Source organism: Virgibacillus halodenitrificans JCM 12304, from assembly GCF_001310895.1.
Classification (GTDB): domain Bacteria; phylum Bacillota; class Bacilli; order Bacillales; family Amphibacillaceae; genus Virgibacillus_Q; species Virgibacillus_Q halodenitrificans.
Genome location: NZ_BAZS01000059.1, coordinates 1 through 11160, shown reverse-complemented (window position 1 = coordinate 11160; position 11160 = coordinate 1). Strand labels below are relative to the sequence as shown.

The window sequence follows — 11160 nt, the reverse complement described above, 5'->3', positions numbered from 1 at the left end:
TGCACTGGACCCATAAAATTGGACAGTCTATTTTATACAGTTAACTCAAAGGCTTTTCGATATGCCACGGGGCTTTTTCGATTTAACCTTGATTTAATTCGCAAATGATTATAGTAATAAATGTACGCTTCTAATTCCTTTTTAAAGTGCTCAATGCTTTCAAATTCCTCTAAAAACAGGAATTCATATTTCAGTATCCCAAAAAAGTTCTCTATAACGGCATTATCAAAACAATTGCCTTTTCGGGACATACTCTGTGTGATCTTGTTTTGTTCAAGTATTTCTCGATACTGGGGCATACGATAATGCCACCCTTGGTCAGAATGAATCAAGAGGTTGTCATTTTCCTTTTTATGTTCCAGCGCTTGGTTCAGCATCTTTTCTACTAAATCAAATGTTGGTCTCGATTGAAGCGTGAACGTAAGGATTTCCCCATTAAACAGGTCCAATACGGGAGAAAAATAAAACTTTTCCCCAAATAACCTGAACTCTGTTACGTCTGTAACCCATTTTTGGTTGGGGGTTTCAGCCCTAAATTTACGGTCAAGAACGTTAGGTGCTGCTTTACCATACGCTCCTTTATAGGATTTATATTTTTTCATTCTGACCACACATTTAATTCCTAACTCCTGCATAATTCGAAGTACTTTTTTAGCGTTAATAATATGTCCCTTCTCTTGCAGGAGATCGGTAATACGGCGATATCCAAGACGCCCCTTGTGCTCGTGAAAGATAAAGTTAATTCTGCGCTTCCACTTGCGGTCGGGATCGGGCTCTTGCATTCGTTTTACCTGGTAATAATACGTGTTTCTTTTTATACCTGCTACTTTAACCAGTTTGGCTACGGGAAATTCATGCCTTAGTTCAAACACTACTTGTGCTTTGAGTTTATTGGTGAGTTCTTTTCCTGAACTAAGGCTCTTAGCTTTTTTAAATAAGCATTCTCCATTCGAAGGTACTCCAGCTCATTTTCTAAAGCTTCCTTTGATTGATTTTCAGCTTCTTTGGAAGAACTTTTCTTTTGATTCGATCCCATAATAGAAGGCCCCTTTCGCGATTCAAGGGCATCTTCTCCAGCTTCCTCCCACTTTTTTCTCCACCTACGCACCATAGAAGGATCAGGTATATGGAAAATGGCGGATGCCTCTCGAATGGAGTAATTTTTTTCGTTAATGAATTCAATTACTTCTAGTTTAAAGGCTGCTGGATAGTTTGTATAGGTGAAATTAAACGCATTCTCCCCATGATGCCGGTATAACAACTCCCAATAGCGGATAACAGATTCATCCACTTCATAATATTTTGCCAGCTCACGGTAACTGAACTTTCCACTCGCATATTCTTTAACTACTTGTAGTTTAATAGCTTCGGTAAACTTGGACATTTCCAGGCTCCTCCTCGTTTTGGATATAGTGTCCAAATTTTTGGGTGCAGCCCATAGCATGAGGAGGCTCATCAACCGCTCCCGAAAAGCGCAGTGTTTTCCGTAGCGGGGGTGTAATCAGATTCAATATTTCAGTGAACTTTCGAGCAACACAGTTATTTTTCATACGCTAAAGACGAAAAGTTACGTCGTAGTTTATATAAATTATGAATTAGTTTACCACCCTAACATATATTAAATTGCACAAAAAAAAGACACCCTCCTTTAATGAGTGTGTCTAGATATTTGCAGGGAAATGTTCTCTGATTTCCTCAAACGTATTTTCCTCGAGAACTTTCTTACCATACTCTTCTAACATGTGAATCGTAATATCTGCATCATTTGCAAATTCAAATACCTGGCTAATCAAGTCTTCTTGAATATTATCATCCAGTACGTCTTGAGAGAATTCCAGATATAAATAATATTTATTTTTATAGAAATACAAGATTTCCTCCGTAATGCCAGTCATATCCTGGAAGTAATGACTTAACTGAATGACATCTTCAAAGTCATCAAAATTAACGATAATCCAGAGGTTATCCTCCATGTGGTCATCTTCCATTTCTTCCGTATCTTCTTCCTGCTTGGCACCAAATTTATCTTCCAGCATGTTTTCGATTTTTTTATCAACAGGCAGATCTACCGTATGGCCATCTTCGGTATGAAGCTCAATGTTCTCGCCATTCTTAGAAACCTGTGCTTTAGTTACGATTATTTCAAGTCCCTTTTCCAAGGCTTGAACTTGAATCCACAATGGTCCTTCTACATTAAATTCTTCTTTGTAATTAACTTCGTCCATCATTTGCCAGAATAATTGTTCACTACGCTCTCTGTTATACCAAATTTCTTCTCGCTCAAAACCGCGATCTTCTATATCGATATATGAAATATAAAATTTAACCGTGTTCTCATTTATTCTTTCTATTTCCATCATCTATTCTCTCCCTTCTGATAATAGTTAGGTGGAAGAGACAACTTCACCTTTGATGAAACAGATTACAGTATGCTATACCCTAAATTACAAAGCGTTAACCATAATGATCGGTTCATTGTCCCCTCAATTAACCATTTATTCATTAAAAGCTATATATATAACTATATGACTTGAGTATATAGTTTCTTCTTAGACCTATTGTATGATAACTTCCACCATATTGGAAATTAAAAAGCCCATAATTCATAGAATAGTTAATAATATATTTTAGACCATTTACACCATTTTGTCACCATGAAATTAATTTAAACAAGAGGACATGCTCATGGCCAAAACCAAACTGATAATACGGTCGGCTTTTTGTAGTGGCTATTTAAAATTAAAAACGCAGATCATCACCAACTGATCTGCGTTTTAATTTATTTAATGAATCTGATTAGTTAACCATACGTTGCGCTTCACGTAATTGAAACGTACGAACCGTTCTAGGTAAAAATCGACGAATCTCATCTTCGTTATAGCCCACTTGCAGACGTTTTTCATCTAGTATGATTGGTCTGCGTAACAGACCAGGATTTTTTTGGATCAAATTAAATAGATCCTTCATTGGCAATTGCTCAATGTTAACATCCAATTTTTGAAAAACCTTTGAGCGTGTAGATATAATCTCATCTGTACCATCTTCTGTCATTCGCAATATTTCTTTGATCTCATCCAATGATAATGGTTCAGAGAATATATTACGTTCAGTGAACGGTATATCATGCTCTTCTAACCATGCTTTTGCTTTTCTGCAAGATGTACAACTTGGTGAGGTATAAAGTGTTACCATTAAAACTTCACTCCTCATTCTGATATGGGTTTTTTCATTTCGAAAACACGGATTAACTTATTCGATTATTAAATTAAAATAAGTTTAATTAACCCCTATGTAAAGTATACTACATTTGTCTAATGAAAGGTAGAGGATATTCAAGAAATTTAGGGTTTTTTTATGTTTGTTGAAATGTATTTCTGTCATTAATGTTAAGTTACCCCTAATCATTTTTAATTAAACCCTCTAATTGAAAATAATTGATAATTTTTTTAAATAAAAATGAACAGCAGCCATTATTGACATTAAAACTGTGATAAATGTCATAGTTTTATTACTGAAAAACAGATAGCTTAGAGATAGAAGATAAAAGGAGGGGAAGAGATATGCTTAGACGCAAATCAATTTATTTTTTAATATTAATTTTTCTAATACTCACCGTAGCTTGTTCTGATAATGAAAACGCGGAAAAACAATCCAATACGAGCCAAAAAGAAGCTGCGAATGAAGAGCTTGTTTATAATCCTCCATCAATGGATGACTTGAATCCAGATGATCCTCTTACAGAATATATAACCTATGGACAAGAAGTGTTCAACGAAACAAATACCATCTTGCCCGATAATGTAGGAAATGAACTATCATGTATGAGCTGTCATGCAGATGGCGGTCTTTCTAAGGCTTCTTCCATGGTAGGTGTTACGACACAGTTTCCGCAATACCGTCCTCGTGAAGGAGTGGTATTTACTATTGAAGACCGCATCAATGGTTGTATGGTGCGAAGTATGAATGGGGAAAAACTTGATCCGGAAAGTAAGGAAATGCGAGCAATGGTCTCTTATCTAACATATATATCTGAGGGAATTGAAGTTGGAGAAGAAATTCCTTGGCGCATGCAAAACACCATGAAGGAAATTCCAGAACCTAGTGTATCCAGCGGGGAAGCATTATATGCAGAAAAAAACTGTTTATCTTGTCACGCCACTGATGGTTCAGGAACGGGAACAAATACAGGGCCTGCTCTTTGGGGAGAGAATTCATTTAATGATGGTGCTGGAATGTCAAGGATGTCTAAGATTGCAGGATATATTCAAAATAATATGCCTCCAGGAGCAGCTGAGCCTTTAACAGATCAAGAGGCTGCTGATATTGCAGCTTTTATTCTATCTCATGAAAGACCGGAATGGAAAGGACATGACACAGATTGGCCTAACGGAGGCAAACCAACAGATATAATTACCAAAGACAGACGGGAAAAGATCAGAGAGGGCACATTCGATTGGTCTGAAATAGACAATATTATACCAGCAAAATAGCTTTAAATAGAGAAACCCATCCTTATACCGGATGGGTTTCTCGTTCAATTTATACTTTTTCTTTTGGAGTTAAACTTTGCAAAATATCCGCTGTATCCCGATCCTCATCATAAACAAGTACCTCATCTACGGATTGATATGCCTTTCCATACAACTCTTTATCCTTATAAGTATGAATATCTTCATACATTCTCTTCATTTGCTTATAGATAACCTCTTCTGAATCGTCATTTGGTGACCAATATAGTATCTCCATAGGAGTTTCTTCATTTGTCGCCAATGAGCGTCGGTTATAACCAATTGACTGGGCATGGGTAAAGCCTTCTCTGCTATAAAAATGCAATCTCTTTTCTGTATCTGAATCCTCGTAATCCACAGGCTCCACTTCCAAGATAATTGGCTTATTCTTTTCTTTAAGCTTTTCAATTAGCTTATGACCTGTTCCTTTGCCACGAGCTTTTGAAGATACCCATACATAATCTATAAAAATAAACGTTTCAAACTCGGCATACATCATTACGTGCAGGGGACTTTCGTCTTTGTAATACACATCCCCCTTTTCCTCTAGGAGCATCTCCATATGCTCTTTTGATTTCATTTCTTCCACTGGAAAGTACTCGTTCAATTTCTCATACCAATTCATTGATCTACTCCTTATTGTTTTAGTAGTCCGTTTTATTATAACGAATCAAAATCAATTTGTTAAATTCATCTCACAGGGTAGGATATCCAAATAGAGCAATTTACATTAGCTTTTCTTAAGAACAACCCATTTTATTCCAAATTGCTCGTTCTTATAGCGGATTTTAATTAATTAGGTGTAGATTAGAGAGAGCTTGTTACACTTAGATTATGCAACATTAAAACAGACCACTATTTTAAATAATGGTCTGTTCCGTTTAAATTTATTTTGACAATCCAACTTTATAGTCTACATTTTCGGTGTACGAGTTTCCTGCGTTCCATAATAAAAACTCGTGTATGTCATTTTCATATAATGCCTTGATCTGAGCCTCAACCTCTGCTTTTCCATATTGTTTTGTAGGCCCACTATATAACCAAGGTGCTTCGAAGTCTTGAATCCATGGGCGAGAAACAGGCGGATCTTCCAATTTATCAAGTACTTCATTTTCCACCTTTGCATATTCAGAAACTAATTTATATGGCTCCGTGTCTGGTTTCTCTATACCAAAATAGGAGGTCCAATGACTTGGATAAATCATAGAAGAAATAACATCTACATTTTTAGATATGCGTGAAAAGTTTTGCCCTATTCCAGGTGTTTCTTCTAATGTTGCTGCATATCCAAAAATATCTACTGCTACATCCACATCATAATAAGAGAGCTCTTCCCTTGCATATGCTACGAAGTCAGTAACTGCTTCTACTCGTTTCTTTATGTTGTTCATATCTGCATCTTTATAGTCACCAAGAGAATAGTTTAACTCTTCGTCTCTGTGCTCAAAGCCTTCCGGGAAGCGAACATAATCAAATTGGATTTCTTGAAAACCCATTTCCGCTGCTTTCTTGGCAATTTCTACGTTATATTCCCAAACTTCTTTTTGGAACGGACTAACAAAGGCATCGCCGTTTCCGTTTGTCCATACCTTTCCATTCTTGGTAAAAGATAAATCAGGTCTTTTCTTAGCCAACACTGTATCCTTAAATACAACAATTCGGGCGATTGGATAAATTCCTTTTTCTTCTAACGTTTTCATAAGTTTCTTTGGATCATCAATATAATTTTTCCCAATATCTTCATAAGGAGAGCCTTCTTCCGGCTTGAAAGTAAGGTTTCCATGATCTTCTTTAATATCAATAACCATTGAATTCAAGTCAGTTGTTTCTATTAAATCAACAAGCTTATCAAACCTGCTGCCCCCGGCTGAGTTTCCTGTTACATATATACCTCTGACTGCATCTGGATACTCAAATTCATACCCTGAATCATATGTAAATCGCTTCATCTTTTTATCTACATCAATCGGCTTAATGCTCGTTTGTCTTTCCTTATGTAAGTTTGCTATTTCTGCCTCATCTGCGCTAATAACTATTGGTATCATCAGGCATACGAAGATAGCGCTGACAAAGGTTAGGTATTTTCCTAATCGCATAAACTATCAATCTCCCATTCTGTTATATTACCAGTATAAAGGAAAACAATAATTTTTTGAATGAAAATTAATAGATTTTGTCATTTTTTGTTATTGTCTAAGGACTGTTCGTTTAACTTCCCCTACAAAACATTTTTCAAGAATGTAAACAAGTCTGCATATAATCTGCATTTTTTATGGGTATAGTAGGAAAGAATTGTTATCTAGGAGGTAAATACAATGAGATTAAAAAAAGTTTTAATGAGTGTGTTATTACCATTTTCCCTTATAGCGCTCACGGCTTGCGGACAAGGTAATGATGAATCCCCCTCAAAAGAATCATCAAATACTGAGATGAATTCAGAGACCACGGAAGAAAATAATTCTGAATCACATGGGGAAATGAATCACTCAAGTTCTGGTGAAGTTCCTGAAGATCTGAATAGTACCAAAAATCCAACCTATGAAGTTGGAAGTAAAGCGAAAATTACTACAGACCATATGCCAGGAATGGAAGGCGCAGAAGCAACGGTTTCTGGAGCATATACAACAACGGTTTACACAATTTCCTACACCCCAACAACAGGTGGTGAGAGAGTAGAAGACCACAAATGGGTCATACATGAGGAAATTAAAAATGCAGGTGATGAACCGTTAGAACCCGGAGCTGAGGTTACTATTAATGCCTCTCATATGAAGGGGATGGATGGTGCTACAGCTAAAATTGATTCTGCTCAAGAGACTACTGTATACATGGTAGATTATGTCCCAACAACAGGTGGCAAAAAGGTAACAAACCACAAATGGGTAACTGAAAGTGAATTAGCACCAATTCAATAAAGATCTTTTAATTGAGCTCCAAAACAGCTGTGATGCGGGAAGGGTTATTTCAAAGGTATGGGTGAAAAATAGCTGAAATGCAGTATGAAATATAAAGAAACATATGCTTACATCAATTAATTTTGATGTCGATCTACAACTATATCATGAAACAGTTGATAACCAACTACCAACTATCTTTCAATTTTGGTTATCAGTCATACAAAATAATGGTGTATTAGGATGGGAGTTCTTCCCACCCTAATACACTAAATTATAAGCTTCGTAATAATAATTTTTGTGCGTTTCATTTTCAATTGTTAGGTGAATGGCTGAAATGATAGCCCCTCCCGCTTGAATCCATGCTCCAGTATAATCTAGTAAACTAGCATCAACTTTTTCTTCCTTCTCTATTATTCCAGATATGGACTGAAGACTGTTTCCGATAGTCTGCAATAAGTCCCCAATAGCTTCAACCAGCTTATTTTCCCTCACCGCATGTGTAAATCCTACTCCGGCTCCCACAGCTTGGATAAGGTTACCTTGAATTTCAAGAGTGATGTTTTATTGATATAGACCAACCACGACAACCAGATTTCCAGTTGATTGAACTTCGTTAGCAATTTTATTTACTATTATCGAGGAATTTTCAGAAATAATGCATTGCCGATAGCTTGTAACATATTTCCTGCTTTTGCAAATACCTTGCTATTTGTCTCACTAAAAGCAGGCTCTATTGCATTTATTACTGTGCCGGATGCTTGAATCCACCCACCCATTACTGCTATGTGATTCAATTAGCTCATCCTTCCGAAAACATTTTCAACTAGCTTCATTGTGATGATATTATATGAAAAAATAAATAATTTTTGCTGTTTTTTCATAATAAATCATTAATTATGTGATTGCCTATGCAATTTCTTAATATATAACATAGGTTAATATAACTGTGCGGATATATTATTCTGTATATAAAAGAGTGAAGACTGTATACAAAAAATGGAGGTTTTAGAATGAATGACAACACGAATAATTTTCAGTTAGCTCAAAATGATGAGAGGATTTTCGGGCGCCCGTTCGGCAGACCATTCGGTTTTGGCAGTCCATATGGATTTGGATTTGGCAGACCATTTGGTTACGGGTATCCTTATGGTGGATTTGGGTTTGGCGGGCCATTTTTAGGTGGCGTAGTTGGTGGTTTATTAGGAAGCGCATTACTTTCTCCATACGGTTATGGATATGGATACCCTTATTATGGTGGCTTTGGATATCCATTTTATTAGAAGTCTTACTGTGTAGGTGAGGTGATTTGCAGGATTACATTACAGGAAATCACCTATTTCCTATTTCAGATCTTATGCTTAATGTTTATTTTCAACATATGATTTTCTCAATTGATACTTGCACCCCTATATGAACTTGCATTTTGTATAAATATATATATAATGATAAAAAATAATAGCAATGAAAAAGGCGTAGTACAATTGCCCCCTGAATTCTAGAGAGCTTGTGGTTGGTGTAAACAAGTATCAAGGTATATTGGAATTGGACTTTGGAGCTAATTTTAACACACAAAGCGATTCTGTTGTATGACAGAATAATAAGGGTGGCACCGCGGTTCATTCGTCCCTGTTTATGGGGATTAATGAGCTTTTTTTAATGGAAAAAAATAAAATTGGAGTGAACAAGATGAAAACAATATTTTCAGGTATTCAGCCAAGTGGTACATTAACCATTGGTAATTATTTAGGAGCGATACAACAGTTTGTCCAGTTACAAGAGGAGCATGATTGTTATTTTTGTATTGTAGATGAACATGCGATTACCGTACCACAGGATCGTTTGAAGTTGCGACAAAATATTCGTTCACTTGCAGCAATTTACCTGGCTTCAGGTATTAATCCTGATTCCTCTACACTATTTATTCAGTCTGAAGTTAGCGCACATACACAGCTTGGATGGATGCTACAATCGATCAGTTATATGGGTGAGCTGGAAAGAATGACACAATTTAAAGATAAATCGGAAGGTAAAGAGGCTGTTTCTTCTGCTCTATTCACCTATCCATCTTTAATGGCTTCCGATATTTTACTTTACAATACAGATATCGTTCCAGTTGGAGAAGATCAAAAACAGCATTTGGAGCTTACACGTAATTTGGCTCAACGTTTTAACAATCGTTTTAATGATATTTTCACTGTTCCAGAAGTTAAAATTCCTAAGGTTGGTGCACGCATTATGTCTCTACAGGAACCAACGAAGAAAATGAGCAAATCGGATACCAACGAAAAAGGCTTTATCTCTATGCTCGACGAACCTAAGAAAATTGAAAAGAAAATTAAAAGTGCGGTTACTGATTCAGATGGTATAGTGAAATTTGATAAAGAGAATAAACCTGGGGTATCCAATCTATTAACAATTGAATCCAGTTGTACTGGAAAATCGATCGAAGCACTTGAAGCAAAATACGAAGGCAAAGGTTATGGGGACTTTAAGCAAGGCGTAGCAAATGCTGTTATAGATGTACTGCAACCAATTCAGGAAAAATACTACGCTCTTCTCGATTCAGAAGAATTAGATACCATATTAGACCATGGAGCAGAAAAAGCTGCCTTGACAGCTAATAAAAATTTAGCTAAAGCTAAAAAGGCAATGGGCCTTGGCAGAGTTAAAAAGAAGAAATAAACTAGAAGGGGGAACGTATCATACGTTCCCCCCTTCTAGTTTATTGTAGCTTTGAAGCGTTTTCTTCTTTTCCGTTTTCCATTTCATATAGTTTCTCAAGAAATGGCTGTCCTTTGATTAGCTTTGCACACAAATCCTCATGAGAGCTTGTCCATCCTTTTTTCACACCATTATACAAAGCTTGCCAAACTTGCTCTTCATTCATATCGCGAATGTAGGGATAGTTTTTCGGGTCCCATTCCGTAAGCCAATAGCGTAATTCACCAAGATTGTTGGCTGTACGCAGTTGATCAAGGCCCATCATTAATAACTGTTTCAATTGCCGTTCTTTTCTGGTTAAACCGAAAACGAGCTCAGGCTCTAGTGAAAGCATATGATACTCTTTTTTGTAATGTCTATCATCAAATTTGAATGATTGTGCCTTCGTATTTTGGATCATATCATATACTAGTTGTTCTTGCCTTGGAATTAATCTGCTTTTCCTAACAGGGATCTGATAGCCTATCGTGTCAATTACCATAATATCATTTCCATCTGTAATAATAGCAGCATATTCCATAACGTTTCTCTCTTGCCCTTTACGAGAGTATGCCCGTTTATAAATTACGTCCAACATCGGTTTAGGTAGCTCGTGCATGTCATTTTCAATATAGTTGTATAGATTTTCCGTTATGTACAAGAGGGGAACCTGATCTAACAACTCAATTTTATCCTCTTTTCGCCATTCATGAAAATAACATACGTTATACCCATTCTCTTCTCCTTCAAACCAATTTACCCATACATCATGCAGATATAACATACAACAACCCTCACTTTAAAATGTGAATTTACCATTCATTATGACCATCCTCCTAGAAAAATATTCTAAATCTGTTAAGATTATGGACTATGTGGAAATCGGTAAATTACAAATGCGATTAAAATCAATCCAGCCGGAAGAAAATAGCATTCTGGCCTTGTTGAAATAAAGCTGAAGTATTCCAACCAGGTTACCCCTGCAGGAAGAAAATTTGTATATGCTATAATTGTGACCCCACCTGTTACAGCAAGTCCAAAGCCAATTAAATAAA

General features: G+C 36.3%; 13 protein-coding genes and 1 other annotated feature. Of the genes, 4 read left to right on the top strand and 9 right to left on the bottom strand.

Features of this window, described 5'->3' with window-relative positions; genetic code table 11:
* Window positions 1-32: 32 nt before the first annotated feature.
* From JCM12304_RS19210 to spxA, 3 genes are all read right to left on the bottom strand, one after another.
* A protein-coding gene (locus tag JCM12304_RS19210; RefSeq protein WP_157360481.1) for an IS3 family transposase occupies window positions 33-1384 on the bottom strand; the annotation gives its coding sequence in 2 pieces (ribosomal slippage) (window positions 33-919 and window positions 919-1384; 1353 coding nt in all).
* Window positions 1385-1661: 277 nt separating this feature from the next.
* Window positions 1662-2357, bottom strand: coding sequence for an adaptor protein MecA (mecA, locus tag JCM12304_RS18420; RefSeq protein WP_026041500.1), 696 nt, complete (start codon window positions 2355-2357; stop codon window positions 1662-1664).
* Between the two features lie 439 nt (window positions 2358-2796).
* The gene (spxA, locus tag JCM12304_RS18415; RefSeq protein WP_019378978.1) at window positions 2797-3192 is read right to left on the bottom strand and encodes a transcriptional regulator SpxA; all 396 of its coding nucleotides are present in this window, start codon (window positions 3190-3192) and stop codon (window positions 2797-2799) included.
* A gap of 368 nt (window positions 3193-3560) precedes the next feature.
* Between spxA and JCM12304_RS18410 the strand changes: the two genes are divergently transcribed.
* Complete coding sequence (locus JCM12304_RS18410) at window positions 3561-4490, top strand: c-type cytochrome (protein WP_060681942.1); 930 nt, start codon at window positions 3561-3563, stop codon at window positions 4488-4490.
* Window positions 4491-4539: 49 nt separating this feature from the next.
* Here JCM12304_RS18410 and JCM12304_RS18405 read toward each other — a convergent pair whose 3' ends face one another.
* Window positions 4540-5133, bottom strand: a complete 594-nt coding sequence (locus JCM12304_RS18405) for a GNAT family N-acetyltransferase (RefSeq protein ID WP_019378976.1) — start codon at window positions 5131-5133, stop codon at window positions 4540-4542.
* Between the two features lie 262 nt (window positions 5134-5395).
* Complete coding sequence (locus JCM12304_RS18400) at window positions 5396-6604, bottom strand: putative glycoside hydrolase (RefSeq protein ID WP_060681941.1); 1209 nt, start codon at window positions 6602-6604, stop codon at window positions 5396-5398.
* Between the two features lie 219 nt (window positions 6605-6823).
* Here JCM12304_RS18400 and JCM12304_RS18395 point away from each other — a divergent pair, with 219 nt between their 5' ends.
* Complete coding sequence (locus tag JCM12304_RS18395; RefSeq protein ID WP_060681940.1) at window positions 6824-7423, top strand: YdhK family protein; 600 nt, start codon at window positions 6824-6826, stop codon at window positions 7421-7423.
* A gap of 240 nt (window positions 7424-7663) precedes the next feature.
* On the opposite strand, the gene JCM12304_RS18390 is transcribed toward JCM12304_RS18395, so the two are convergent.
* Window positions 7664-7951, bottom strand: a complete 288-nt coding sequence (locus JCM12304_RS18390) for a DUF6944 family repetitive protein (protein ID WP_440130100.1) — start codon at window positions 7949-7951, stop codon at window positions 7664-7666.
* Window positions 7952-8037: 86 nt separating this feature from the next.
* Entirely contained in the window at window positions 8038-8199 is a 162-nt protein-coding gene (locus JCM12304_RS19445; RefSeq protein ID WP_157360479.1) for a DUF6944 family repetitive protein, read from the bottom strand.
* Window positions 8200-8415: 216 nt separating this feature from the next.
* Here JCM12304_RS19445 and ymaG point away from each other — a divergent pair, with 216 nt between their 5' ends.
* Together ymaG and trpS are read left to right on the top strand one after the other, a co-directional pair.
* Entirely contained in the window at window positions 8416-8685 is a 270-nt protein-coding gene (ymaG, locus tag JCM12304_RS18385) for an inner spore coat protein YmaG (RefSeq protein WP_060681938.1), read from the top strand.
* Window positions 8686-8857: 172 nt separating this feature from the next.
* Window positions 8858-9036 (top strand) — a binding site (T-box leader).
* Between the two features lie 55 nt (window positions 9037-9091).
* The gene (gene trpS, locus JCM12304_RS18380) at window positions 9092-10087 is read left to right on the top strand and encodes a tryptophan--tRNA ligase (RefSeq protein WP_060681946.1); all 996 of its coding nucleotides are present in this window, start codon (window positions 9092-9094) and stop codon (window positions 10085-10087) included.
* Window positions 10088-10127: 40 nt separating this feature from the next.
* Here trpS and JCM12304_RS18375 read toward each other — a convergent pair whose 3' ends face one another.
* Both JCM12304_RS18375 and JCM12304_RS19675 read right to left on the bottom strand, forming a co-directional pair.
* Complete coding sequence (locus JCM12304_RS18375; RefSeq protein WP_060681937.1) at window positions 10128-10889, bottom strand: YjbA family protein; 762 nt, start codon at window positions 10887-10889, stop codon at window positions 10128-10130.
* An 80-nt stretch (window positions 10890-10969) separates the two neighbouring features.
* The coding region (locus JCM12304_RS19675; protein ID WP_172675326.1) for a YuzI family membrane protein at window positions 10970-11160 on the bottom strand (191 nt) is incomplete at its 5' end.